15 protein-coding genes and 3 pseudogenes are annotated in these 26,075 nt (G+C 72.1%); 11 read left to right on the top strand and 7 right to left on the bottom strand.

Annotated elements, in window-relative coordinates; translation table 11 throughout:
* Positions 1-2: 2 nt before the first annotated feature.
* The 3 genes from J2Z30_RS04185 to J2Z30_RS51285 all read right to left on the bottom strand — a co-directional run bounded on the left by J2Z30_RS04185 (position 3) and on the right by J2Z30_RS51285 (position 4,733).
* Positions 3-3,116: an endo-alpha-N-acetylgalactosaminidase family protein gene (locus tag J2Z30_RS04185; RefSeq protein WP_044578948.1), complete on the bottom strand. Its 3,114-nt coding sequence runs from the start codon at positions 3,114-3,116 to the stop codon at positions 3-5.
* 150 nt (positions 3,117-3,266) lie between these two features.
* A complete protein-coding gene (locus J2Z30_RS04180) occupies positions 3,267-3,926 on the bottom strand; it encodes a hypothetical protein (RefSeq protein WP_044578950.1) in 660 nt (219 codons plus the stop codon).
* Between the two features lie 240 nt (positions 3,927-4,166).
* Positions 4,167-4,733: a CGNR zinc finger domain-containing protein gene (locus J2Z30_RS51285; protein WP_052701737.1), complete on the bottom strand. Its 567-nt coding sequence runs from the start codon at positions 4,731-4,733 to the stop codon at positions 4,167-4,169.
* A gap of 157 nt (positions 4,734-4,890) precedes the next feature.
* On the opposite strand from J2Z30_RS51285, the gene J2Z30_RS04170 reads away from it, so the two are divergent.
* Complete coding sequence (locus J2Z30_RS04170) at positions 4,891-5,907, top strand: SLAC1 family transporter (RefSeq protein ID WP_052701739.1); 1,017 nt, start codon at positions 4,891-4,893, stop codon at positions 5,905-5,907.
* Between the two features lie 140 nt (positions 5,908-6,047).
* Complete coding sequence (locus J2Z30_RS04165) at positions 6,048-6,530, top strand: molybdopterin-dependent oxidoreductase (RefSeq protein WP_044578952.1); 483 nt, start codon at positions 6,048-6,050, stop codon at positions 6,528-6,530.
* Positions 6,531-6,569: 39 nt separating this feature from the next.
* On the opposite strand, the gene J2Z30_RS04160 is transcribed toward J2Z30_RS04165, so the two are convergent.
* The gene (locus J2Z30_RS04160) at positions 6,570-7,421 is read right to left on the bottom strand and encodes a putative RNA methyltransferase (protein ID WP_044578953.1); all 852 of its coding nucleotides are present in this window, start codon (positions 7,419-7,421) and stop codon (positions 6,570-6,572) included.
* A gap of 252 nt (positions 7,422-7,673) precedes the next feature.
* On the opposite strand from J2Z30_RS04160, the pseudogene J2Z30_RS04155 reads away from it, so the two are divergent.
* A pseudogene (locus J2Z30_RS04155) lies at positions 7,674-8,915 on the top strand (glycoside hydrolase family 99 protein); the annotation flags it as partial.
* On the opposite strand, the gene J2Z30_RS04150 reads toward J2Z30_RS04155, so the two are convergent.
* Positions 8,915-10,018 (bottom strand): glycoside hydrolase family 99 protein, encoded by a 1,104-nt coding sequence (locus J2Z30_RS04150; RefSeq protein ID WP_044578956.1) that lies wholly within the window; start codon positions 10,016-10,018, stop codon positions 8,915-8,917. The pseudogene J2Z30_RS04155 and the gene J2Z30_RS04150 overlap by 1 nt on opposite strands.
* 221 nt (positions 10,019-10,239) lie before the next feature.
* Between J2Z30_RS04150 and J2Z30_RS51280 the strand changes: the two genes are divergently transcribed.
* From J2Z30_RS51280 to J2Z30_RS04110, 8 genes and pseudogenes are all read left to right on the top strand, one after another.
* On the top strand, positions 10,240-11,034 hold the full coding sequence (locus tag J2Z30_RS51280) for an IclR family transcriptional regulator (RefSeq protein ID WP_044578958.1): 795 nt from the start codon (positions 10,240-10,242) through the stop codon (positions 11,032-11,034).
* Between the two features lie 121 nt (positions 11,035-11,155).
* Positions 11,156-12,298 carry an enolase C-terminal domain-like protein gene (locus J2Z30_RS04140; RefSeq protein ID WP_044578960.1) on the top strand — a complete coding sequence of 381 codons (1,143 nt, stop codon included), beginning with the start codon at positions 11,156-11,158 and terminating at the stop codon, positions 12,296-12,298.
* 61 nt (positions 12,299-12,359) lie between these two features.
* Positions 12,360-13,169, top strand: a complete 810-nt coding sequence (locus J2Z30_RS04135; RefSeq protein ID WP_044578961.1) for a Gfo/Idh/MocA family protein — start codon at positions 12,360-12,362, stop codon at positions 13,167-13,169.
* Positions 13,170-13,293: 124 nt separating this feature from the next.
* On the top strand, positions 13,294-15,753 hold the full coding sequence (locus J2Z30_RS04130; RefSeq protein ID WP_044578963.1) for a PQQ-dependent sugar dehydrogenase: 2,460 nt from the start codon (positions 13,294-13,296) through the stop codon (positions 15,751-15,753).
* 329 nt (positions 15,754-16,082) lie between these two features.
* Positions 16,083-19,193, top strand: coding sequence for an alpha-mannosidase (locus tag J2Z30_RS04125; protein ID WP_044578966.1), 3,111 nt, complete (start codon positions 16,083-16,085; stop codon positions 19,191-19,193).
* Positions 19,190-21,421, top strand: coding sequence for an ROK family protein (locus J2Z30_RS04120; RefSeq protein ID WP_044578968.1), 2,232 nt, complete (start codon positions 19,190-19,192; stop codon positions 21,419-21,421). Before J2Z30_RS04125 ends, J2Z30_RS04120 begins: the two co-directional genes overlap by 4 nt.
* Positions 21,422-21,666: 245 nt before the next feature.
* Positions 21,667-22,410, top strand: a pseudogene (locus tag J2Z30_RS04115) (ThuA domain-containing protein); the annotation flags it as partial.
* A 29-nt stretch (positions 22,411-22,439) separates the two neighbouring features.
* Positions 22,440-24,827, top strand: coding sequence for a glycoside hydrolase family 95 protein (locus tag J2Z30_RS04110; RefSeq protein ID WP_044578970.1), 2,388 nt, complete (start codon positions 22,440-22,442; stop codon positions 24,825-24,827).
* A gap of 111 nt (positions 24,828-24,938) precedes the next feature.
* Here the strand turns inward: J2Z30_RS04110 and J2Z30_RS04105 are convergent.
* Together J2Z30_RS04105 and J2Z30_RS04100 are read right to left on the bottom strand one after the other, a co-directional pair.
* A pseudogene (locus J2Z30_RS04105) lies at positions 24,939-25,227 on the bottom strand (GntR family transcriptional regulator); the annotation flags it as partial.
* A 39-nt stretch (positions 25,228-25,266) separates the two neighbouring features.
* Entirely contained in the window at positions 25,267-26,073 is an 807-nt protein-coding gene (locus J2Z30_RS04100) for an acetoacetate decarboxylase family protein (RefSeq protein ID WP_044578972.1), read from the bottom strand.
* Positions 26,074-26,075 lie beyond the last annotated feature (2 nt).

Below are 26,075 nucleotides of genomic sequence, written 5' to 3'. Positions count from 1 at the left end.
TGTCAGCCCAGCTCCTCCACGGTGAAGGAGTCGAGCGTGAACTCCGCGGTGCCGCTGTCGCCGGTCTTCCGCAGCCCCACCCACAGTTCGCCGTCCGCGGGCGCGGTGACGGTGTAGCCGTGCGTGGCCCGCCCGGTGGCGGCGGGCAGCGGGGTGCGCTCGAGCTCCCGCGCCCCGGGCTCGTCCACGGCCGTGACCCAGGCGTACTGACCGGCCGCCTCGTTGGCGTAGGTCAGGGTCACCCGGTAGCGCCGCCCGGGGCGGAAGCGGGCGGTGTGCGGCACCGTGCGGTAGACCAGGCCCGTGTTCTCACCGCGTGACTTCAGCGACTGGCCGCCCTCGAGCACGTCGTCGATCACCTTCCCGTTCCAGCCGGCCTGGGTGTACGGGGCGTGCCGCTGGGCGATATGGGTCCGCGGGTCGGTCACCCCGCCCGCGTCGCCCTTGACGAACGGGCCCCAGCCCTGGGGCACCCGCTCGAAGTCCTCGTACACCAGCGCGCCGGGCCTCGTCGTCCGCCGGGCCTCCACCACCCGCAGCCGGTCGAAGCGGACCCGGGCCCGGCCCTCCGCCACGGCGAGGGTGAGGGTGACGGGGCCACCGACGTCGGGGACGGTGAAGTACGTGAACATCCGCTGGAAGCGGGTGCCGTGTTTGCGGTCGGCCGCCATGTGGTTGACGGCGGTCGAGGTCTCGGTCCAGTTCTCCGCCGTGACGCCGTCGGCGGTGCGCACCCGCAGCGCGGCTCGCCGCCGCTCACCGGCCTCCGCCCCCACCTCCACCTGTACGGACGCCACATAGTCGCCGGGGGCCAGCCGGCCGAGGCGCTGGCCGACAGTGGCGGCCGCGCCCCCGCCGACGACCAGTTCGTAGTCGCCCCGCGCGCTGCGTTCCACGCCGGCCGGGCCGGTGGTCCGCCAGCCGCGCAGCGAACCGGAGTGGAAACCGGGGTCGTACAGCGGGGTGCCCTCGCCCCAGCCAGGCGCCGCCTGGGCACGGGCGGGGGAGCGCGCCACCACATAGGGGACGTCGGGATCGGCGGTGACGCTGATGTGGCCGTCGCGCACCGGCAGGGTGACCGGCTCGGCGCGCCCCTGGTCGGTGAGGCGGTACAGCACCACGGACCGCCGTCCCGACCAGCCGCGCGGCAGCCGCCAACGGGTGGTGCCACCCGCCGGGTTGTAGTGGTAGAGCTTGGCGGGGTCGGTGGCCTCGCGCGGCTCCCAGGGCAGCAGATAGCCACCGCCGTCATAGACCAGCCGCCCGTCGGTGGTGATGCGGCGGACGCCGCCGGTGTCGGCGACGGAGGTGTGGCCCGGCCCCTCGAAGGTGATCTCGTGGTCGCCCCAGGTGCGGATGGGGTACGCCTGGAGGTACTTGGCGGGCAGGCTGTGGGTCCAGATGAGCCGGTGGAAGGCGGTCCAGTCGGTCTTGCCGGTCCAGCCCTCGAAGTTGCCCATCCGGGGGATGCCGAGCAGCGTGGGCCACTTGTCGGCGAAGACATCTTTCTGGTGGTTGCGGATGAAGCGGATGAGCCGGGAGTTGATACCGCGCGAGCTGTTTGGGCCGTAGTCGGTCTCGGTGGCCCAGTGCGACCACAGGGATGAGCGCTCCAGCCCGTGGCCCCATTCGGTGGCCACCCGCCAGCCCTGCTCGCGCAGGGCCCGCTGGAGCCGGTCGGAGTTCCAGCCGGACTCGCGGAAGACATCGATGTAGAGACCGGCGAGGGCCGGGTCGGTGTCGTTCCGCAGATCCTGGAAACGCCGGATGATGTCGCCGGAGACGAGGTCGCGGCGGGCGTCGATGCGGTAGGACTGGTCCAGCCAGTCCCACTGCTTGTCGTCCTTGTCGACCAGCGTCTCGGAGAAGGCGTCGGCCACCGGATAGGACTCGGTGGCGTTGACGTGCACCGCGAAGTCGCTGTTCCAGCCGCGCCCGGAGCGCAGCAGGGTGTTGAGGTCGGCCAGACCACCGGCGCGGGTGTTGTAGTTGCCCGCGTAGTCGGGGTGGGCGGAGTCATGGCCCTCCGACTGATAGCCCTTGAGCAGGGTGTACTGCCGCAGTCCATCGGTGGCCAGCGCGATGCGCTTGACGTTGTCGAGGGTGTCGAGGAACGGGTTGGTGGCCTGACTGGCGAAGTTGAACGGGATGTGCGGGACGACCCGCAGATGCTGCTCGTCGGCGCCGAGCGGATTGACCATGATGTCGCGGAAGGCGATGGCCGCGTCCTGCCAGTCGACCACGCCGTCGCCGTTGCGGTCCCGGGTGAGGACCACGGTGGCCCAGGGCAGCGGCTCGGTGGCGCCGACGGGCGCGGTGGCGGCCCGGTGGGTCCACTCGCCGCAGCTGAGCCGGGCGGTGATCTGCCCGTCCTCGCGCACCGTCTGCCGCCACAGCCGTCCGTTCTCCCACGTGGTGCCCGCGGCGGAGGAGGGCTTGTCCGAGACCGTGTTGGTCTCGACGGCGGCGGCGAGCCGGTCGGTGCTGACGACGGCGTAGGCGCAGCCGAGGGGGTCGCCGTCGGTGGGGGTGCCGGCCGTGGGCCGGACGACGGTGTCACCGCTCTTGGCCTGGTCGAGGTCGATCCGTGCGGCCAGCAGGGTGGCGCCCGGCTGGTCGGCGCGGACGCTGAGGAACGCGAGCCCTGGGATGCGCAGGGTGCCCACGCGCAGCGCGTCGGTGTCGGCGATCCGGGTGACGCGCCAGTCCACCTGCCATTCGCTGACCCGTACGCGGACGTCGATCTCGGCGTCCGCGCCGAAGGCGAGGGTGTAGCCGATGTGGTCCGGGCCGCTGGTGACGGCGGTGGTGCGGGGGGTGCGTTCGACGCCGTCGATGAGCACCGTACGGACCGGCTCCCGCTGCCCGTACAGCACCGCGCCGCTCTCGCGGTCGGTGTACGCGACGATACGCGGGAACTCCGGGTCCACCCGGACTTCCAGCCGCTTCGACCGCACTATGCGCTCGGTGGCGCGGGCGGACGCGGTGTCACGGGCGTACGCGGTGCCCCCGCCCGCGCCGATGGCCGTTCCGATTCCGGCCAGTGTGGTGGTGACCACGACCGCTCTGCGGCCGGGCCGCCACTCCTCCGGCCGCCCCTCCTCTGTGTGGGTCAACGCGCCGCTCCTCCCTCGCTGGTGGGAACAGTGCTCCACCTTGGGACGGCGGCGGGGCGTCCGCCCATGGACAAGTGCGCGGGGGTGTTGGACTAACGGGCCGTGGCGCCCATCACGACAGGCGGCCACGACCGTTGCGAGGAAACGGGATCAGCCCGCCGCGCCGTCGAGAAGCCAGTTGTAGCGCAGCCGCAGCGCCCGCTCCGTGCTGGCCGCCACGGTGACGAGTCCGACCACGGTGTTGACCCATCCCGAGAGGTCAATGGGCGAGGTGAAAGTCCCGACGTACTGGGCGACGCCCGCCGGATTCCGGGTGAGCTGTTCGGCGAGCTGAAGGGCCAGGAGAACCACGCCGCCGACGAGCACGATCGCCGAGAGCAAACCGATACAACGGCTCAGCGCGGGGTGCGACCGGTCGAAGCGCGCCCGGCGCCCCTCGGCGGAGGCGGGGTCCGGGATGAGCTGGAACTCGGCCCCCTCGGCGGTGACGTAGTGGCAGCGCTTGAGCCCGACGGTGCTCGCCCTTACTTCGACGGTGCCGCCCTGGACGGGGAAGAAGGCAGGCACTGTGGACTCGGCGTGATGCCTGCCGTCGAGGTACAGGTGGGCTATGACCCTGCCGGACGAGGACGAGTGCTTCTGATGCCTGACGTCGACGGAGTAGACCCTCTGCCCGCTGTCGTCGTTCATCAGCCGAAGATGGAACAGTGCGCGGGAAAGCGACTGCCACCAGCGGAAGCGCTTCAGCGCTCGCCCGTCCCCGGGCTTGACCCGCTGCACCGCCCGACGATGCCGCCACTCCTTGAACATGCCTCTTCTCCCGTTACTTGCTGGGGTCCGCCGCACTTGCTGGGGTCCGCCGCGCAGGCGAGATCCCGCGAGGACGCTGCCCGGTCGTGCCCGCCCTGGTCGGCCGTCACCATCGCGGCCCGCTTCGAGTCTGTTCGGGCGGCCCGGCAGGCACATCGGCCCGGCGGCTCGCATCGCCTTCGACCGAAGGCGGGGCGGTGATACGACTCTGGTCGAGGGCACATCGGCCCCAGGTCCGGGTCAGCCGTCGGGCCGGGACTTCTTCCGGGCCCGGTACGCGGCCACGTTGCTCTTGTTGCCGCAGGTGTCGTACGCGTGCCAGCGCTGGGTGCGGCTGCGCGTGGTGTCGTAGAACGCGTGGTCGCAGCGGTCATTGGCGCAGATACGGATACGTGGCCAGGTGCCGTCGGAGATGAGCTCCGCCACCGCGAGGGTGATGCCACCGAGCACGGGGTCGCCGCCCACCTGCCGCAGCCGCACCTTCCCGGGCCCGGAGAATTCCTGCCGCAGCGTGACGGCAGACGCGCGCTCGCCCAGCTGCGCCCAGAGGGGCGCCGCCTCGGCGCTGTCCGGCGCGGTGATGATGTCCATGAGGGTCGTGCGCAGGCCGCGGATCCTGGCCATGCGCTGCGGTGCTGGTCTCTCCGCGGCGGGCTGGCCGAACGGGCGCAGGACGGCGCTCGCCGTCTTGGGGTCCTGGAGCGTCTCCGGGAACGCGGGGCCGTGCGGCCTGGAGTTGAGCAGGTTCACGATCGCCTCGGCGGTCGCGGGGATCCGCCGCCCGGAGTCCGATTCTTCTCTGGCCACCCAGCCAGGCTAGCACATGGTCTATTGGCGAACGAGACTTACACCCCGGTGGCTGGGCATGCTATAACGTAAGCGTCTAAAGAATTAGGCCATTACGCCGGCCCATTGCGCGGCTCCATCAACTCCGTGGCTCCACCAATCTCCTAGGACACAGCTCATGGCCTCCGCCACTTCGGTCGAATCCCCGCCGTACACGGCCCCCGCCTCCCGTGGCCCGCGGAGCGCGAGCATCAGTCTGCTGGCGATCTCGCTGGGCTCGGCGGGCCTCGGTGGGGCCTGGCAGGCGGCGGCCTCCGCCGTGTCGGCGTGGATCCAGGTCAGCGATGTGCTGTACGCGGTCAGCGGGCTGATCTGGGTCGTACTGCTGGCCGCGTACGTACGCCACGGCGGGGCCCGGTGGCGCAATCTGCGCGCGGATCTGCGCCACCCGGGCCAGGGGTTCGCCCTCGCGTACGTTCCCATCATCGGCATGCTGATCACCGGCCACTTCTCGCGCTTCGGCCAGGAAGGGGCCCGCTGGGCCTACGCGGTCTTCCTCGTGGCGGCCGCGCTGGTGGCCGCCCGTCTGCTCGCCCACTGGCTCACGGGCACCCTCAGCGAGACCGCCCTGCACCCCGGCTATCTGCTGCCGGTCTCCTCCGGGCCGTTCATCGCGAGCATCACCGCGTCGACGTTGCGCCTCCCCGAGGTGGCGGCGGCGGCCTTCGCCGTGGGGGTTCTGTACTGGCTGGCCTTCGGCACGGTCATCCTCGGCAGTCTGGTCACCAGCAGTCCGCTTCCGCCACCGGCCCGGCCCACCCTCACCGTCCTGATCATCCCGCCCGCCGTGGGCGGCAGCGCCTGGCTCGCCGCCCATGGGGGCCGCCTGGACGGGGTCGGTCACGGGTTCTCCGGCATCCTCTTCTTCACCCTCGCCCTGGTCGCCTTTCTGCTTCCGACCCTCCGTGAGCGGTCCTTCCACACGGGGCTGTGGGTCTACATCTTTCCGGTGGCGGCCACCACGAACTTCCTGGTGCGCTGGTCGTACGCGGCGGACGTGCCGGACCGGGAGGCCGTCGCCTGGGCGCTGCTGGCCGTGGCGAGCGGTGCGTTCCTCCTCCTGGGCGCCGCGACGCTCGTCCACGGCGGTCGGCTCTGGCGCCTGCGGTCCGGTCGCCACCCGAACCGCTGGTGAGCCGAATGTCTCCATGCCGCAAATGCGAGGGAGACGCAGGCTTCTCCCTCGCATCAGAGCGATCTTTGATCTATCGGCATGGCATGTGCGTTTGGCTGGGATGGGTGTTCGGGTAACGCTCCTCCAGGAGGTGGTAGCCCGTGAGTGACTCCCTCGCAGCTGCCGGTACGGCCGCCGGTCCGATGGCGGAAGTCGTTCTCACCGGCGATCTGACCCGCCCCGGCCGGTTGACGGTGTCCGAGCTGCTCACCTGGCCCCAGCACCGGGCGCGGGTGAGCTTCGACTGCGCCACCAGCGGCATTCAGCACCACCGCTTCACCGGGCCGTTCCTGCACGACGTCCTGGTCGCCGCCGGTCCCGGCTTCGACCCCGCCCGGCGCAAGGACCGGCTGCGCTTCCTGATCGCCGTACGTGGCGCGGACGGCCACCGCGCGCTGCTGTCCTGGGCCGAGATCGACCCGGACTTCGGCCGTGCTCCCGTGCTGCTCGCGGTCACCATCGACGACACCCCGCTGGACCGCGCGGGCCCCCAGCTCGTCCTGCCCCAGGACCGCTGCGGCGCCCGGTACATCAGCGGTATCGAGGCGATCCGCGTGGACGGCGGATACACCGTCTGGACGTGATGACCCCCGGCGGAGCCCGGTGGGGGCCGGGGCCCGGTGTCAGATCAGCGGGCGGTACGCGGTGAGCGTGACGGACAGCGTCACATCGCAGGGCTCGGGCAGCCGCGCGATGCGCTCCTCGAGCCGCTCGCTCTGCTGATGCCAGGCGTTGGGGCCCATCCCCACCAACTGCGGCAGGGCCTTGTGGTCCAGTGTCATGGTGCTCCGCGACCGCTCCCGGGCCACCTCGGTGAAATGCGCCGAGAGCCGGTCCGTCAGGCGCTCGTCCTTCTGCTCGCCCACCCGCAGCAGCCCCAGCGCCTCCACCAGCTCCCGTAGATGATCCGGCCGGGGTGTGACCACCAGCAGCACACCCTCAGGACGCAGAATCCGCCGCAGCTCGGCCGGATTGCGCGGTGCGAAGACATTGAGGACCACCGACGCGGCCCCATCGGCGAGCGGCAGCCCGTCCCAGGCGTCGGCCACCACCGCGCTGATCCGGGGATGTGCCCGCGCGGCCCGGCGGGCGGCGAACTTGGAGATGTCGAGCAGGATTCCCTCGGAGTCCGGGAACTCCGACATCACCCGGGCAAGGTGATAGCCCGTGCCGCCGCCGATGTCCACGACACAGCCGGGGTCCCCGCCCGTGGCCTCCGGTGCCTTCTCGCGCGCCAGCGCGGCCAGTGCCCCGGCGATCGGTGCGTAGTGGCCGGCGGCCAGGAAGTCCGCGCGGGCCGCCACCATGGCGGCGGTGTCCGCGCTGAACTTGGCGGCGCCGCGCAGCAGGTTGACATACCCCTGCTTCGCCACGTCGAAGCTGTGCCCCTGGAGGCACCGCAGTACGCCGTCGGTCATCGTCATGGCGCCGGAACAGTACGGGCAGTGAAGGTACCGAACCGCCTCTTTCCGCATCGTGTCCCCCGTTACCGCCGTTGTCCTGACAGGATCCCAGCCTATGCGGAGGATCCGGGGGTGCCGCACACCCACCCCCTGCCTCGGTCGGCGGGCGGGCTCGTTCCTCGAAACAGCACGAGCGGCCAGGATGGCGGTAGCGGCCTGAATTCGGCTTATCGTCAATTAAATTGCGGAACCGTTAATGCGTTATTACGCTCCGCCGCAGCGAGCACCCCACACAAGCCGCTCACTGCCGGAAAGGCAGGCCCCATGGGTATTTCACGCCGCCATCTCCTCGGTTCCGCGCTCGGTGTCACGGCGCTCGGCGCGTTGGGCGCGGCCGAGCTGACGACGGGCACCGCCACCGCGGCCAGTCCGCCCGGTGACGTCGTAGGCAAGATCACCGTCGGTTATCAGGGCTGGTTCGCCTGCGCGGGTGACGGTGCCCCGATCAACGGCTGGTGGCATTGGGCCGCCGATATGTCCCGGCCGCCGTCGCCGGGCAATACGGGCATTCACAGCTGGCCGGATATGCGCGACTACGCCAAGGGCTACAAGACCGACTACAACAACCTCAACAACGGTCAGCCGGCCACCTTGTTCTCGTCCTATGACCAGCAGACCGTGGACACCCACTTCCGCTGGATGCAGCAGTACGGCATCGACACCGCCGCGCTCCAGCGCTTCAACCCCTTCAGCCCCGAGGGGCCGACCCGCGACGCCATGGCCACCAAGGTCCGCTCGGCGGCGGAGAGGTACGGCCGGAAGTTCTACATCATGTACGACGCCACCGGCTGGCTCGACATGAAGGGTCAGCTGAAGCAGGACTGGACCGACAAGATGAAGGCCCACACCGCGTCCTCGGCCTACGCCCGGCAGAACGGCAAGCCGGTGGTGGGCATCTGGGGCTTCGGCTTCAACGAGGCCAACAAGCCCTGGTCGGCGGCGGACTGCCTGGACGTCGTCAACTGGTTCAGATCCCAGGGCTGTTATGTGATGGGCGGGGTCCCCACCCACTGGCGGTCCGGCAACGAGGACTCACGCCCCGGCTACATCGGCGTCTACCACGCCTTTCACATGCTCTCGCCGTGGATGGTGGGCCGCATCGGCAACATCGCCGACACCGACCGCTTCTTCACCGGCGTCAACACCCCGGACCAGGCCGACTGCGACGCCAACGGGATCGACTACCAGCCGTGTGTGCTCCCGGGGGACACCCAGTCGCGGCAGCGCGCCCACGGCGACTTCATGTGGCGGCAGTTCTACAACATGGTGCGGGTGGGCGCACAGGGCATCTACATCTCCATGTTCGACGAGTACAACGAGGGCAATCAGATCGCCAAGACGGCGGAGAACGCGTCGATGGTGCCGTCCGGTTCGGGGATCTGGGCGCTCGACGAGGATGGCACCGTCTGCTCCTCGGACTACTACCTCCGGCTCACCGGGGACGGCGGCCGGATGCTCAGGAAGCAGATCGCGCTGACCCCCGACCGGCCCACGAAACCGGTGGTCTAGGCCTTGAACCGGCCCACCCAGTACGCGGTGCGGTCGAGATAGGCCGTCTCGGCCGCGCGGCCCGTCCTCCCGTACGCCCCGCTGTAGGTCCGGTAGTTCAGCGCGGTGGGCGGGGTGGCGGTGGCGGGCTCGATCTGGCTGCCCTCGTGCCACTCGTTGAACGAGGTGATCGAGACCCAGGTGGGCGGGCCCCCGTTGGCCGGGGAGAGGGCGTTGTTCCACTCCAGGTCGTAGGTGGCGCCGTCCGCGCGCTCCAGGGTGGGCGTGGTGTTGCCGGGCACGGCGCGGTCGTCGACGTAGCCGGGGCCGATGGACGGCGCCCAGACCATGCCGTGGTCACGGCAGTACGCGGCCGGGCCGCCCCACTGCGGATTGTTGCCCGCGGCGATGGCGTCGTAGGTGTACATGCCGCCGAAGTGCGCCACCTTCGACACGTCCGTGGTCTGGGCCAGCACGATGGCACGGTCGGCCACCTGGTCCAGCGGGGTCCAGTCGACGATCCGCAGGGACTCGAAGACGTAGTACGCGCCGCGGTTGCCGTGTGCCGCGTCCCGGTGGAAGGCCGGATGGCCGCCGTACCGCTGGATGAGATAGCCGATGTCGTCCACCACCGACTGCGCGGTGCGGCCGGCGTACGGCTCGATGTGCCAGGCCACCTCGAGCCCGCGCGCGGCCGCCGCGTCCAGGAGCAGCGGCACCCGCTGGTCCTCGTAGCCGCCCCGCCCCCACCAGCTGGTGACGAGCACACCGGTACGGGCCTGGGCCAGCCACCCCATGTGGCGGTCGACCACGGCGCGGTCGCCGGAGTCGTACGCACCGGCCACCGGATAGAAGTCGGAGCCGATCCGGTCGGGCGGGGTGAGGCCGCCCTGCGGCCAGTGGCGCCAGGAGCCGCCGACCGCGGGGCTGCCGTACCAGGGGTAGTAGAAGATGTGCACGTCCGGCGAGGGAGCGAGCCGGGCGGTGGCGGATGAACCGGAGGGGGCGGGCACGGCGGCGGCCGCCCGGCCCCCCGCCGCGGCGAGGGCCCCGGCGCCCAGGGCGCCCGCGGCCGTGCGGGTCAGAAAGGTCCGGCGTGTGGTGCCGGGGCTCTGTGCCATCTCACGTTCCTTCCGTGGGCGCTCCGGCCATCAGGTTGTTGTAGTGCGGCACGTTCGGCGCGGAGAGCGCGCTCCCCTCGCCTGATGCGAAGCGTTCAGAACACCGAATAGCGTTGGAGTAACGGAACATAGGCTTGCCGTGATATAGCGTCAAGACGAGCTACGGAAGTTGTCGGGGACCGGGGTCGGCGGGGCGCCGGGGCCGGGGAGCGGAGGCTGGCGTGGAATCGGTGTCGGGAGCAGCGCGGGTCCGGCGTCACGAGGACGTCAAGTCCGCGGCGCGCGTCCTGGAAGTGCTCGAACTCCTGGGTGCCGAAGGTGCCCGGCTCTCGCTCGCCGACATGGCGAGCACCCTGTCCGTGCCCAAGAGCAGCCTGCACGCGGTGCTGCGCACCATGGAGTCCCGCCGCTGGGTGGAGACCGACCCGTCCGGAACGCTGTACAGCCTCGGCCTCAAGGCGCTGCTGACCGGCACCGCCTATCTGGAGAGCGATGACCTCGCCGGGATCGCGGGGCCCGTGCTCGACCTGCTGGCCGAGGAGACCGGCGAGGCCGTCCACCTCGGTCGGCTGGACCACACGGACGTCGTCTACCTGGCCAAACGCGAATCCCGGCACGCCCTGCGGATGTACTCGGCGGTCGGCCGCCGGCTGCCCGCGCACGCCACCGCGCTGGGCAAGGCGATCCTGTCCCAGTACGACGCGGCGGAGGTCCAGCGCCGCCTCGACTGGCCCCTCCCGGCGCTGACTCCGAGCACCGTCACCGACCCGGACGAGCTGCTCGCCCAGCTCGCCGACGCCCGCAAGCGGGGCTGGGCGGCGGACGAGGGCGAGAGTTCGGTGGACATCCGCTGTGTGGCCGTGCCGCTCGGCACCGGGCACGGCGGCGGCGACGCGATCAGCTGCTCGGCGCCGCGCAGCCGCATGGACGACGCCCGGCTGAGCGAGATCGCCGTCCATGTCACCGAGGCGGCCCACTCGTTGCGCACCCTGCTGAAGCGCCTCGGGGAGCACTGAGCCCCCGGGCGCTGCCGGGCGTCCGGGTCCGGCCATATCCCGGTACGGTCATTGACACCGCTCCCAAACCCTCTTTACGTTCGAATGGACGATCGCCATTCGGCTATGGGAATGGGAGCGTATGTCCGCACCCCACGAGCCGCACCTCCCGCCGGCCCAGGCCCCCTGGGTGGAGGAGCGCGGCGACAAGCTCCGCATCACCGCCGTACGCACCTTCCTGACGGCACCTCAGGGCTGCCCGTACCTTATCGTGCGGGTCGAGACCAACCGCGCCTACTGGCGCGGCGGTTCGATCACCGGCAACGCCCTCGGCGGCATCGACGTCGCCCTGTGGGACCTGAAGGCCAAGCGGCTCGGCGCCCCGCTCTACGCACTCCTCGGCGGCCGCTTCCGGCACCGCGCCGCCGCCTACACCCATGTGGACGGCCAGGACGCCGAAGAGCTCGCCGACAAGGTGACGGCCGCGCGTGAGCGGGGCTTCGGACACGTCCGGATTCAGTGCGCCGTGCCCGGCTCCGACACCTACGGCGCCGCGCCGTCCGGCGCCGGGGAGGCGCGGGCCCGCCACGACCGCTCCGGCCGCTGGGACAGCGCCGGCTATCTGCGCGCGGTGCCCCCGGTGCTGCGCCGCACCCGCGAACTGGTCGGGGACGACGTCGAGTTGCTGCATGACGCCCATGAGCGCCTCGATCCGCGTCAGGCCGGGGAGTTCCTGCGCCGGGTGGTGGACGCCGGGCTGTACTTCGTGGAGGACGTGCTCGCCCCGGAGGACACCGCGCACTTCGCGCGGTTGCGCGCCGCCTCACCGGTCCCGCTCGCGATGGGGGAGCTGTTCAGCGATCTCACCCAGTTCCTGCCGCTGCTGGCCGGACCGGTGATCGACTTCGCCCGGATCCGCGTCCCCACGCTCGGCGGCCTCACTCCGGCCCGTAAGCTCGCCGCCGCCTGCGAGTTGCACGGCGTCCGGCTCGCCCCGCACGGACCGGGCGATGTCAGCCCGCTGGCGCAGGCGGCCACCATCGCCCTCGACATCTCCAGCCCCGCCTTCGGCGTCCAGGAGGCGGCCACGTTCCGCGAGCCGGTGCTGGAGGTCTTCCCCGGCACGATCGTGCCGCGTCTGGGGGCGATGGAACCCCGCGAAACCCCGGGCCTCGGCGTCGACTTCGACGAGAGCGCCGCGCGCCGGTATCCGGCGCCCGAGCCCCTGGCCCACGACCGCTGGGCCCTGCTGCGGACCACCGACGGGAGCGTGCAGAGGCCGTGACACCGAACGTGACGAGCAGATGGGCGCGCCAGGCGCGGGCGCTGACCGGGAGGGGGCCACTGTGGGCGAGCCGCTGAGGATAGGGCTGGTCGGGGCGGGCAAGATCAGCCGGGCCTGTCTGGACACGCTGCCACGCCTGCCGGGACTGCGCCTGACCGCCGTGACCGACCTCAACCGGGCCCGCGCGGAGGCCGCGGCCAAAGCCGCTGAGGCCGCCATCGAGACCGCCGCCGAGGCCGCCGCCAAGGCCGCCGACCCGGAGTTCTACTACCGGCCCGGCGGCGGGCCGCTGCTGGACATGGGCCCGTACTATCTGTCCGCCCCGGTGCACCTGCTGGGCCCGGTGGTCCGGGTCACCGGAGCGGCCTCCCGGCCGCGCGCCCAGCGGAGCGTCGGCAGTGGGCCGCGCGCGGGCGAGCGCTTCGCGGTCGAGGTGGACACCCATGTCACGGGTGTCCTGGAGCATCGAGGCGGCGCGCTCACCACGCTGCTGATGAGCTTCGACGTGCACGCGGCCCGGCTGCCGCGCATCGAAGTGCACGGCAGTGAGTGCTCGCTGTCGGTGCCGGACCCCAACACCTTCGACGGCCCGGTGGAGCTCTGGCGCGATGGTGCCTGGGAGCCGCTGGCACCGTCGGCCGGATACGCGGGCTCCGCCCGGGGGTACGGCCTGGCCGACATGGCGCGGGCACTCGGCGCGGGCCGTCCGCACCGGGCCTCCGCCGAACTCGCCCGGCACGTCCTGGACGTCATGCTCACCCTGCTCGACGCCGCCCGGGAGCGGACCTCGCTGCCGGTCGGCACCACATGTTCCCGTCCCGAACCCGTGCCCCTCGTGGGCGAGCCGTCCGCGTCGGCGGGCCACGGCTAGGGCGGTGTCGAGTACGGGCACAAGGGTCCCCTCCACCCTGCCGAAGGCCCGTACCGCGGCGCGGCGGCGCGCGCCTGTGCTCAGCACGTCCGCGAGTATCCCCCACCGCATACGGAGGACTTCCGTGCACAGGAAACGCCTGAGACTGCGCAGATCCCTCGCGCTGTTCGCCGGAACACTGCTCACCGGAGCCACCCTGACGCTCACCTCACCGGCGGCGGACGCGGTGCCCGACCCCGGCCGGAAGGCCGCCGCCCCCGTGTTCCAGCAGGTCACCCTCGCCAAGGGGGTGGCCGAGACGGGTGAGCCGATGTCGCTGGCCGTGCTGCCCGACCGCTCGGTGCTGCACACCTCGCGCGACGGCACCCTGCGGCTGACCGACGCCGCGGGCACCACCAAGGTGACCGGCACCCTGCCGGTGTACAGCCATGACGAGGAGGGGTTGCAGGGCGTCGGGGTCGACCCGGGCTTCAGCGCCAACCGCTTCATCTACCTCTACTACGCGCCGCCGCTGAACACCCCGGCCGGTGACGCCCCGGAGAACGGCACGGCCGCGGACTTCGCCAGGTTCGACGGCGTCAACCGGCTCTCGCGCTTCGTGCTCAAGACCGACGGCACCCTGGACCGGGCGAGCGAGAAGACGGTGCTGGAGGTCAAGACCTCCCGTGGCATGTGCTGCCACGTCGGCGGCGACATCGACTTCGACGCGCAGGGCAATCTGTATCTGTCGACCGGCGACGACTCCAACCCCTTCGCCTCCGACGGCTATACGCCCATCGACGAGCGGGCGAGCCGCAATCCGGCCTTCGACGCCCAGCGCAGTGCGGGCAACACCAACGATCTGCGCGGCAAGATCCTGCGCATCAAGGTCAGGGCGGACGGTTCGTACGACATCCCGGCGGGCAACCTCTTCGCCCCCGGCACCGCCAAGGCCCGCCCCGAGATCTACGCGATGGGCTTCCGCAACCCGTTCCGGATGAGCGTCGACAAGGCCACCGGCGTGGTGTACGTGGGCGACTACGGGCCCGACGCGGGCAACGCCAACTCCACCCGCGGTCCGCAGGGCATGGTGGAGTTCGCCCGGGTCACCAAGGCGGGCAACTTCGGCTGGCCCTACTGCGTCGGCAAGAACCAGCCGTACATCGACTTCGACTTCGCCACCGGCGCCTCCGGCTCCGCCTTCAACTGCGCCGCGCCCAAGAACACCTCGCCGAACAACACCGGACTCACCGATCTGCCCCCGGCCCAGCCCGCCTGGATCCCCTACGACGGCGGATCCGTGCCCGAGTTCGGCTCCGGTTCGGAATCCCCGATGGGCGGACCGGTCTACCGCTACGACGCCAACCTCAACTCGCCGGTGAAGTTCCCGCAGGAGTACGACGGCGACTTCTTCGCGGGGGAGTTCGGCCGCAAGTGGATCAAGCGCATCGAACAGGGCGCGGACGGCACGGTCGGCTCCATCAACGCCTTCCCCTGGACCGGCACCCAGGTGATGGACATGGCCTTCGGCCCGGACGGCGCGCTGTACGTCCTGGACTACGGCACCGGATGGGGCGCGGGCGACGCGAACTCGGCGCTGTACCGCATCGAGAACGTGGTCGGAGGCCGGGCGCCGGTCGCCCAGGCATCGAGCGACAAGACCTCGGGCAAGGCCCCGCTCCAGGTGAAGTTCTCCTCGGCGGGCTCAAATGACCCCGACGGCGACGCCATCGGCTACAGCTGGGACTTCGGCGACGGCGCCAAGTCCACCGAGGCCAACCCGACGCATACGTACACCGCCAACGGCACCTACACCGCCACCCTCACCGCCAGGGACCCCGGGGGTCTGACCGGTACGGCGAGCGTGCACATCACCGTCGGCAACACCGCGCCGACGGTCACCCTGGAACTCCCCGGCGACGGCCGGCTGTTCACCTTCGGCGACAAGGTGCCCTTCCGGATCAAGGTCAGCGACCCGGAGGACGGCACCGTCGACTGCTCCAAGGTGAAGATCACCCATCTGCTCGGACACGACAGCCACGCCCACCCCATCACCTCCGCCACCGGCTGTGAGGGCACCCTGCAGACGCTGGCGGACGGCGAACACGACGAGAACGCCAATATCTTCGGGGTCTTCGACGCCGAGTACACCGACAAGGGAGCCGGCGGCCAGCCCCCGCTGACCACCCACGACCAGAACGTCACCCAGCCGGGGCACCGTCAGGCCGAGCACTACACCGCGTTCCAGGGCATCGAGCAGGCGAGCCACTCCACGGCACACGGCGGCAAGACGGTCGGCTTCACCGACAACGGCGACTGGATCTCCTTCAAGCCGTACATCCTCGACAACGCCACCAAACTCACCGCCCGCATCTCCTCCGGTGGCCCCGGCGGCACCATCGAGGTCCGCGCGGGCAGCCCGACCGGGACCCTGCTGGGCACCGCGACCGTGCCCGGCACCGGCGGCTGGGAGAACTTCCAGGACGTGAGCGCCACCCTCGGCGGCGCCCCCTCGGGGACGACCACGCTCTACTTCGTCTTCAAGGGCGTCACCGGCCAGGGCAACCTCTTCGACCTGGACGACTTCACCTTCACCACCGGCTGAGCCGGACGGGCAGGGCCGCGCCGTAGGTCCCGAGGGGAACCGCCGGACGGCCCGCGCGGCGGGGAGGAGAACGCCGACTCCTCCCCGCCGCATTTCTGCTCCCGATGTCAATTCTCTTATCTGACACAGTCGATGGAAGGCCGCTTATTTTCCTCCTGACAAGGCGTCGAACCCGTTCTTTTGCCGAGTAAAACAGCAGGCCGGAGGCGCGGTTAAAAGCAATGCGCCGGTATTCGGGCCGAAGCGTTGACGTAATAACACACATGGTTTTACATAAACGCACGCACGCGCTTTCCCGGAAGGCAGGCAGGGCAGGAGGAAGGGCCGACATGCACGACGACCGCCACGCCGTGGAAGAGCGCATCGCGAAGTTCATCGCCGAGCGCCTGCGCCCGGCGCTCTACAGCGATCGCGTCCCGCTGGAGGTCGCCGCCTGGCACATCCCGGGGGAGCCGGTGCCGGTGGCCGACGCGCTGCGCGCCGAGTACCGGCCGTTCGTCACCGGTGGCAGCTGGGGCGGCCCGTGGTCCACCACCTGGTTCCGGACCACCGCGACGGTCCCCGAGCGCTGGGCGGGCCGCCGCGTGGAGGCGCTGTTCGACCTCGGCTTCGACCTCTCCCGGGGCCCCGGGGGCCAGGCCGAGGGCCTGGTCCACACCGCCGACGGCACCCCGCTGGAGGGCCTGCACCCCCACCACCGCTCGGTGCCGCTGACCACCCGCGCCGTCGGCGGCGAGAGCGTGTGCCTGCTGGTCGAGGCCGCCGCCAATCCGCCCATCGTCGGCAGCGCGGGCATCGGCACCCACTACGGCCACCGGCTCACCGCGGGCGAGGACGACCTGTACCGGCTGCGCCGTGCCGATCTCGTGGTGCGTGAGGAGGACGTCTGGCAGCTCCTGCACGACATGGAGGTGCTGGACGAGCTGATGCGCGAACTGCCGCTGGGTCTGCCGCGCCGCCACGAGATCCTGCGCGCCCTCCAGCGGGCCGTGGACAGCGTGCCGCCGCGCCGTGTCGCCGCGGGCGCCGCGGCGGCCCGCGAGATCCTGCGCCCGGTCCTGGACCGGCGCGCCCACGACTCCGCGCACACCATCGCCGCCGTGGGACACGCGCATATCGACTCCGCGTGGCTGTGGCCGCTGCGCGAGACCGTGCGCAAGTGCGCCCGGACGTTCGCCGGAATGGCCTCGCTGGCCGGGGAGTACCCGGAGCTGGTCTTCGCCTGCTCCTCCGCGCAGCAATACGCGTGGATGCGCGACCACCAGCCGTACGTCTTCGAGCGGATCAAGAAGGCCGTGGCCGAGGGCAACTGGGCGCCGGTGGGCGGGATGTGGGTCGAGGCCGACGGCAATCTGCCCGGCGGTGAGGCCCTGGCGCGCCAGCTGGTCCACGGCCGCCGCTTCTTCTCCCAGGAGCTCGGCGTGGAGACCGACGGCGTCTGGCTGCCGGACTCCTTCGGCTACACCGCCGCGTATCCGCAGCTGGCCGCGCTCGCGGGCGCCCGCTGGTTCCTCACCCAGAAGCTGTCGTGGAACGAGACCAACAAGCTGCCCCACCACACCTTCTGGTGGGAGGGGATCGACGGCACCCGGATCTTCACCCACTTCCCGCCCGTGGACACCTACAACGCCACCCTGTCCGGCGCCGAACTGGCCCACGCCGTGGCCCGTTACGCCGACAAGGGCGCGGGCACCCGCTCCCTGGCCCCCTTCGGCTTCGGCGACGGCGGGGGAGGGCCCACCCGCGAGATGCTGGAGAAGGCCCGGCGCCTGGCCGACCTCGAAGGCTCCCCACGGGTCAGGATCCAGACGCCGTCGGAGTTCTTCCGCGAGGCGCACGAGGAGTACCCCGACGCGCCCGTGTGGCGCGGCGAGCTGTATCTGGAGACCCACCGCGGCACCTACACCAGCCAGGCCCGCACCAAGCGCGGCAACCGGCGTAGCGAGGCGCTGTTGCGCGAGGCCGAGCTGTGGGCGGCGACCGCGGCCGTCCGCACCGGCGAGCCCTATCCGTACGAGACGCTCGACGCGCTGTGGAAGCAGGTGCTGCTCCACCAGTTCCACGACATCCTCCCCGGCACCTCCATCTCCTGGGTCCACCAGCAGGCCGAGCAGACCTACCGCGCCATCCACCGAGGCCTGGAGCGCATCGTGGCCCGCGCCGCCGGGCCGCCGGACGCGGCCGAACCCCTCGCCGTCCTCAACGCCGCCCCGCACGCGCGGCGCGAGGTGGTCCTCCTCGGCACACCGCCCGCCACCGGCGGCCGGGCGCAGAAGCTGTCCGACGGCCGGTACGCGCTGCTCGCCCAGGCCCCCGCGCTCGGCGCCGCCGTCCTCGGCACCGACACCGCCGATGAGCCACGGGTCAGCGCACGGCCCGCCGAGGGAGGCGGATACGTCCTGGACAACGGCGCGCTGACGGTCCGTATCGACGCCGACGGGCTGGTCCGCTCCGCGTACGACCACGCCTCCCGCAGGGAGGCCATCGCGCCCGGTGGCGCCGGGAACCTGCTGCAACTCCACCCGGACGATCCGGTGCGCTGGAGCGCCTGGAACCTGGATGCCCAGTACCGAAACGTCCACCGCGACCTGGACACCGCCACCGCCGTCCACCTCGACGACGAGGGCCCGCTGCTGGCCCGTGTCCGAGTGGAGCGCACCACCGGCCGGTCCGTCGTCGTGCAGCACCTCGGCCTGGCCGCGGGCAGCCGGATCCTGGAGGTCGACACGGACATCGACTGGCGGGAGGAGGACACCGTCCTCAAGGCCGCCTGGCCCCTGGACGTCCACGCCGAACGCGTGGCCTCCGAGATCCAGTTCGGCCACGTGGAGCGGCCCACCCATGAGAACACCAGCTGGGACGCCGCCCGCTTCGAGGCGTGGGCACACCGCTGGATCCACGTCGGCGAACACGGCTGGGGCGCGGCCCTGCTCACCGACTCCACCTACGGACACGACGTCAGCCGCCGCACCCGCGAGGACGGCGGAACCACCACGACCCTCCGGCTCACCCTGCTGCGCGGCCCCCACAGCCCCGACCCGCACGCCGACCGGGGCCGGCACCGCTTCCGCTACGCGCTGTGCCCCGGCGCCGACATCGGCGACGCGGTGGCCGGAGGGTATGCCCTCAGCCTCCCGCTGCGCCCGGCCGCCACCCGGCTCGCCGGACCGCCGCTGGTCGCGGTGGGCGATCCGGGCGTCGTGGTGGAGGCGGTCAAGCTCGCCGACGACCGCTCCGGCGATGTCGTGGTCCGGCTCTACGAGTCGCGAGGGGGCCGGGTGCGCACCACCCTCGCCGCCGGGTTCGCCGTCGAGCGCGTCCAGGTGACCGACCTCCTGGAGAACCCCACCGGCGAACTGGCGCACCCGGACGGCGTGGTGGACCTCGAGCTGCGCCCGTTCCAGATCCTGACCCTCCGGCTGGCCCGCGGGGCGTCGTGACCCCGCCCTACCAGGAAGCGGACGCCACGGGCCTGCCCGAGGAGGACCGCGGGCTGCTGAAGCGGTGGGTCGCGGAGGGCGGGCCGCGCGCCATCCGCGCCGCCGTCGTCCTCCTCGCCGCCCAGGGGCTGCGCAACGCCGAGATCGCCCGGCGGCTCGATGTCTCCCGGCAGACCGTGGGCCACTGGCGGCAGCGGTTCGACGCCTCCGGCATGGCGGGGCTGCGGGAGCGCCCCCGCCCCGGGCGGCCCGCCATCATCGACGAGGCCGAGGTCATCACCCGTACGGTGCTGGCGCCCGACGGCGGCGGCGCATCCCGCGCGGTCGCCCGCGAACTCGGCTACAGTCACACGGCCGTGGCCGCGATCCGCCGGCGCTGGCGGGTGACGCCCGGCAACGCCACCGTCCCCGTGGTGCCCACCCGTCCCCCGCTCCCGGAGGCCGAGGTGTGGGTGCTCGGCCTGTACCTGGACACCCACCGCGCATTGCTGCTCGTGGGCACCCGCCCGGCCGTCCACGAGCGGCGCCGCGGCGGTTCGCCCGGCGCCGATGTGATCGCCGCGGTGGACGCGGCGGTGGAGGCCGCGCTGAAGGTGCCGCCGTCCCCGGCGCCAGATCCCCCGCGTGGCCAGGGCATGCTGGCCGGGTATCTGGGCGAGGCCCGGCGCCGCCACCCGGGCGCCTCCCTGCACGCCATCTCCCTGTGGGACACCGGGAAGGGCGGGCCACCGCCCGAGCGGCGCGCCGGGGTGGTCCACCACGCCCTTCCGGCGCGCACCACCTGGCGCACCTTCCTCCGCGCCATGGTCGGCCTGGACTGCACCCGGCACCCGGAGTCCTCCCACCGCGTCTACCTCGACCTGGCCGCCGCCCTCAGGGCTTACGCGGACCGGCCCGGCGCCGACCGCGAGCGGCCGCCCGTGCGCTGGCTCCGGGAGCCCATCGCCACGCATTTCGCCGGCGCCTCCCGGGCCGGTGGCGACCAGCGCCGGGAGTCCTGGGGCGGCGCCAACCAGATCGACCTCGGCTCCTTCAACGAGTGCGTGGTCATCGAGGCGGTACGGCTGGCCGGGACCATCACCCGCGGCGAGATCTCGCACCGCACCGGCCTCACCCAGCAGTCCGTCTCCCGGATCTGCCGCTCGCTGCTGCGGCGCGGCATCCTGGTGGAGGACGACCGGCGGCAGGCCACCTCCGGCAAGCCGCGCACACCGGTGCGGCTGCGCGGCGACGCCGGACACGCGCTGGGCATCCACGTCGACCCCGAGGTGCTGACGGCGGTCGTGGTGGACCTCGATGGCACCATCGTGCGCAGCCGTACGGAACCCGTCGCACAGACCGCGAGCCCGGACCAACTCGTGGACCACGTCGCCCGGTTGGGGCGCGGAGTGCTGGATGCCGCAGGCGGCGCGGTGCGGCCCGGCGGGTTCCTCGGCATCGGCGTGGCCACCCCCGGCCCCGTGGACGTGGCCTCCGGCACCGTCCTCGACCCGCCGCTGCTGTCGGTGTGGCGGGATGTGCCGCTGCTGTACATGCTCAAGGACCGCTTCCGCTGCCCCATCGTCATGGAGAAGGACTCCTCGGCCGCGGCCGTCGGCGAGCGGTGGATCGGGCGCAACCGGCGCGCCCGCGACTTCGTGTATCTGTACCTGGGTACGGGGGTCGGCGCCGGGCTGTTCCTCAACGGCGACATCCATCGCGGGGTCAGTGCCAACGCGGGGGAGTTCGGCCAGCTGTGCGCCGTCGCCCTGGAACGGGTGGGCGCGGACGGCAGACCGGAGATCCTGCCCGAGTGCAATCCGCCGGTGTCCGTCCCCGGGACGGCCGCCCGGCTCGGCATGGCGCTCGGCCCGCGCGCCGCGCACGATCCGCGCGCGGCCCACCGGGTGGTGAGCGCGGCGGCGGGGGCCGGTGACCCGGTGGCCGGGAAGGCCGTGCGCCACGTCGCCGGGGCCATCGGCAGGGGAGCGCTGTCCCTGGTGGACCTGCTGGACATCGATCTGATCGTGCTCGGCGGGCCGTTCTTCACCGACGGGGTCGCCGACCTCTACACGGACGAGATCTCCCGTATCGTCAACGACTTCCCGACCGCCAGACGACTGCGCCGCGTAGATGTCGAACGGTCCGTGCTCAGCCGCGAGGCCGCCGCCGTCGGCGCCGCGTCGACCATCTTCCACGCCACCTTCACCCCGCGGCTGGCGGGCCGTCCCGCGCCCACGAGGCGGTGAACGGACGACCGGGCACAGGATTTTGTCAACGGGCTTTGCAAAGTGGGGCCGACTCGGTACGGTCCCCTTACGCTCAACGGACGCGGCCCATCCCCTCAGAGCCTCGCTTCCGTGCGGCGCCCCAGGCGCGACGGCGCGCGCTGTGCCCAACCCCCATTGAGAATCACACTTCTCCCCGGAGGTTCCCCGTGCACAGGAAACGTCCCGACCTGCCCACCCCCGGCCCCGCCCCGCGCCGCTCCGTGATGAAAGCCGCGGCCGGCGCCGTCCTGATCACGGCGGTGAACGCGCCCGCGTGGGCCGCCACCGTCCGCAGACGGCCGAAGGCGGGCCGGGTGCTGGTGTTCTCCAAGACGGCGGGCTTCCGCCATGACTCCATCCCCGACGGCATCGCCGCCATCCGGCAACTGGGCACCCAGGCCGGGTTCGCCGTGGACGCCACCGAGGACGCCGCCGCCTTCACCCCCGGCAACCTCGCCCGCTACGCCGCCGTGGTCTTCCTGTCCACGACCGGCGACGTCCTCGGCACGGGCCAACAGACGGCCTTCGAGGGCTATATCGCGGCGGGCGGCGGCTACGCGGGGGTGCACGCCGCCGCCGACACCGAGTACGACTGGCCGTTCTACGGTGGCCTGTGCGGGGCGTGGTTCCAGTCCCACCCGGCGATCCAGCAGGCCACGGTGAAGGTCGAGGACCACGCCCACCCGGCGACGGCCCACCTCGGAGACACCTGGGTCCGCACCGACGAGTGGTACAACTACCGCACCAACCCCCGCGGTACGGCCACCGTGCACGTGCTCGCCTCGCTGGACGAGTCCTCGTACAGCGGCGGCACCATGAACGGCGATCACCCCATCAGCTGGTACCAGGCGTACAAGGGCGGCCGGGCCTTCTACACCGGCCTCGGCCACACCAAGGAGTCCTACGCCGAGCCCGCCTTCCGGCAGCATCTCCTCGGCGGCATCACCTACGCCATGGGCGTGGCCAAGTGACCCCTGACGTCCCGCGCCGGCGGTTCATGGCCCTCGCCGCCACGACCACCACGGGCCTCGCGGCCACCGGCCTGCCCGCCGGGTCCGCCCACGCCGCGCGGCACGGCGGCCATCAGGCGGCGGACCGGCCGCTGGCGCTGTGGTACCGCGCGCCCGCCGCCGACTGGCTGGGCGCCCTGCCGCTGGGCAACGGGCGGCTCGGCGCGATGGTGTTCGGGGGCACCGAGACCGAGCGGCTGCAGCTCAACGCGGACACTCTCTGGGCGGGCGGGCCGCACGAATACGACAACCACAAGGGTCTTGCCGCCCTGTCCCGCATCCGGCAGCTCGTCTTCGACGGCAAGTGGCCCGAGGCCGAGACGCTGATCAACTCCGATTTCCTCGGTGTGCCCGGTGGCCAGGCCCAATACCAGACCGTCGGCAACCTGCTCCTCAAGCTGCCCACGGGCGGCACGGTGTCCGGCTACCGGCGGGAGCTGGACCTGGACTCGGCGGTCGCCACCACCACCTACACCCGCGACGGTGTGACGTACACCCGCGAGGCGTTCGCCAGCGCTCCCGACCGCGTCCTCGTCGTCCGGCTGTCCGCGTCCAGGAAGGGCGCCCTGTCCTTCGGCGCCACGTTCGACAGCCCGCTGCACACCTCCCTGTCCTCGCCCGACCCGCTCACCGCCGCGCTCGACGGGACCGGAGACGCCACCGGCGGGTTGGACGGCGCCGTGGGGTTCCGCGCGCTGGTGCGGGTGCTCGCCGAGGGCGGCAACACCACCAGCGCGGGCGGGACCGTCACCGTCCGGGGCGCCGACGCGGCCACCGTCCTGGTGGCCATCGGCACCACCTATGTGAACTGGGAGAACGCCCATGGCGACGCGGTGGGCCGGGCGGCCGGGGACCTCAACCCGGCCGCGAGCCGCCCGTACGGACAACTGCGCGGCCGCCATGTCGAGGACCACCGCGCGCTGTTCCGCCGTACCTCACTGGACGTGGGCACCAGCGAAGCGGCGGCCCTGCCCACCGACGAGCGCGTCGCCCGCTTCGCCTCCGGCGGCGATCCGCAACTGGTCGAACTGCACTTCCAGTACGGCCGCTATCTGCTCATCGCCGCCTCCCGCCCCGGCACCCAGCCGGCCAACCTCCAGGGCATCTGGAACGACCTGACGAGCCCGCCCTGGGGCTCGAAGTACACCATCAACATCAATACGGAGATGAACTACTGGCCGGCCGCCCCCGCCAACCTCCTGGAGTGCTGGGAGCCGGTCTTCGCGCTGCTCGACGAGCTGGCCGTCGCCGGGCGGTCCACGGCGCGCACCCAGTACGGCGCGGACGGCTGGGTCACCCACCACAACACCGACGCCTGGCGCGGCACGGCGCCCGTGGACGGCGCCTTCTGGGGCATGTGGCCGATGGGCGGCGCGTGGCTGTCCATGGCCGTCTGGGAGCACTACCGCTACACCCGCGACACGGCGAAACTGCGGACGCGCTACCCCGTCCTCAAGGGCGCCGCCCAGTTCTTCCTCGACGCGCTGGTCACCGACCCGACCACGGGCGCGCTGGTCACCTGCCCCTCCGTCTCCCCGGAGAACGCCCACCACGGCGGGGGCGGCGGCTCGCTGTGCGCCGGGCCGACGATGGACATGCAACTGCTGCGGGACCTGTTCGGCGCGGTGGCCTCGGCCGCCGACCTCCTCGGCGTCGACGCCGCCTTCCGGGACCAGGCGCTCGCCGCGCGCGGACGGCTCGCCCCCATGAAGGTCGGCGCCCGGGGCCAGCTCCAGGAGTGGCAGCAGGACTGGGACGCGGGCGCCCCCGAGCAGCAGCACCGCCATGTCTCCCATCTGTACGGGCTGCATCCGAGCAACCAGATCGGCCGGACGCGCACCCCGGACCTCTTCGCCGCCGCGCGCACCACCCTCGTACAGCGGGGCGACGCGGGGACCGGCTGGTCGCTCGCCTGGAAGATCAACTTCTGGGCGCGGCTCCAGGAGGGGGACCGCTCCTACAAGCTGCTCACCGATCTGCTCACGCCCGAGCGCACCGCCCCCAACCTCTTCGATCTGCATCCGCCGTTCCAGATCGACGGCAACTTCGGCGCCTGCGCCGGAGTGACCGAATGGCTGCTGCAGAGCCAGCACGACGAACTGCACCTGCTGCCCGCCCTCCCGCCGAACCTGCCGGACGGCAGCGTTCGGGGCCTGCTGGCGCGGGGCGGCTTCGAGGTGGACGTCAGCTGGCGGGGCGGTGCGCTGAGCGAGGCGCGGCTGAGGGCACGGGCCGGAGGGCCGACGCGGCTGCGTACGGCGAATGCCGTGCGGGTGACCTCCGGGGACGCACCTGTCGCCACCACCCGGCCGGAGCCGGGGGTCACGGCCTTCACCGCGAACGCGGGCGCCACATATGTGGTCCGTCCCGCTTGAGCGTGGGGTCAGCTGCCGGTGGCCGGCTTCCGGGCGCCGATGCAGGACGGGAGGGTTTTGACGAGTCGCCGTCGAAGTCCACGGTGACCGCGCCGAAGCGGATGACCATCAGTAGAAGGACGAGTCCGGATCGAAGGCGGTGTCCAGATCGGGCATCCGAGCCTCGGGGCAGGGGAAGCGGTCCAGAGTGACGAGCGAACGGCCGGGGGCGCGCCCCTGGCGCCGTCCCCTCCAGCACCAGCTCGCGCAGCGCCTGCCGGACCGTCTCCCGCGCGACCTCGAACCGCTCGGAGAGATCGCGCTCGGTGGGGATGGGCGCGCCCTCGCCCAACTCGTCGACGAGCAGGGCGATACGCGCCTTGACGGCGTAGTACTTGGGCACCCGGCCGTGCTCCGGGATGCCGGAGCGGACGGGGGCGCCGGGCCTTCGCCCATGCCGCTACCGCGCCCCCGGGGTGCCGGACTCCAGCAGCCGGCCGCCGTCCCAGACCACACCGACCTGGCGGTAGTACGCGGCGATCGGCTCGCGGACCTCCAGCCGGGCCAGCTCCTCGGTGGGGGAGTCGAACAGCTCCAGCTCGGCGTCGCCGACCCACGGCTGACCGCCCTCGAAGGAGGCGGCGCCGGACTCGATCAGCTCGTCCAGGGCGAGGCCCTCGCGGTTCTCGATCGACGGCAGCCAGCGGTGGTGGGCCATCGCGTGGCCGTTGACGAAGCCACCGGTCCCGGAGGGCTCGCGCAGGGTCACCACGGCCTGGGCGAGGCGCCGGTCGGCCGCGGCGAGGGTCGCGCCGAACCGGGCACCGGGCTCGATGCGCGGGGCGGGCCCGTACGGGTGGGGGCGGGTCTGGTGGATGGAGCCGAGCTTCTTCGGATAGCCCTGCTGCAGGCCGCGGGCGATCGCGAAGTCCTTGTCGACCCAGATGTAGACACAGCGAGAGTACGTCCGGCCCCGGTACGTACAGCGGACGACCGCGAAGGTCTCCTTGTACTGGGAGAGCACCGGATCCAGCAGCTCCCGCCCACCGGCCGCGCAGGACTGCCAGTCGGCCCAGATCAGCGCGACCGCCCCCGGGTCCTCCTCGGCGGGCTCCAGCGGCTCGGGCAGGAGTTCGCGCACCCGCGCGGGGTCGGTGCGGTACTCGATGGTGAGCAGATCGCCGGAGTAGTGCCACGGCGGGGCGGGGATGAGGGACGCGGCGCCGGTGGCGGTCTTGGGCGGGAAGTACCCGCGGACGCTGGTCATGC

It is taken from the genome of Streptomyces iranensis, assembly GCF_017874715.1.
GTDB lineage: Bacteria > Actinomycetota > Actinomycetes > Streptomycetales > Streptomycetaceae > Streptomyces > Streptomyces iranensis.
This window is presented reverse-complemented; position numbering and strand designations above follow the sequence as displayed.

What these genes read in the sequence shown, in the direction of transcription:
- J2Z30_RS04180 (WP_044578950.1), bottom strand. Translation starts at nt 3,926, where the DNA reads ATGTTCAAGGAGTGGCGGCATCGTCGGGCGGTGCAGCGGGTCAAGCCC.
- J2Z30_RS04170 (WP_052701739.1), top strand. Translation starts at nt 4,891, where the DNA reads ATGGCCTCCGCCACTTCGGTCGAATCCCCGCCGTACACGGCCCCCGCC.
- J2Z30_RS04160 (WP_044578953.1), bottom strand. Translation starts at nt 7,421, where the DNA reads ATGCGGAAAGAGGCGGTTCGGTACCTTCACTGCCCGTACTGTTCCGGC.
- J2Z30_RS04150 (WP_044578956.1), bottom strand. Translation starts at nt 10,018, where the DNA reads ATGGCACAGAGCCCCGGCACCACACGCCGGACCTTTCTGACCCGCACG.
- J2Z30_RS04140 (WP_044578960.1), top strand. Translation starts at nt 11,156, where the DNA reads ATGTCCGCACCCCACGAGCCGCACCTCCCGCCGGCCCAGGCCCCCTGG.
- J2Z30_RS04125 (WP_044578966.1), top strand. Translation starts at nt 16,083, where the DNA reads ATGCACGACGACCGCCACGCCGTGGAAGAGCGCATCGCGAAGTTCATC.
- J2Z30_RS04110 (WP_044578970.1), top strand. Translation starts at nt 22,440, where the DNA reads ATGGCCCTCGCCGCCACGACCACCACGGGCCTCGCGGCCACCGGCCTG.
- J2Z30_RS04100 (WP_044578972.1), bottom strand. Translation starts at nt 26,073, where the DNA reads ATGACCAGCGTCCGCGGGTACTTCCCGCCCAAGACCGCCACCGGCGCC.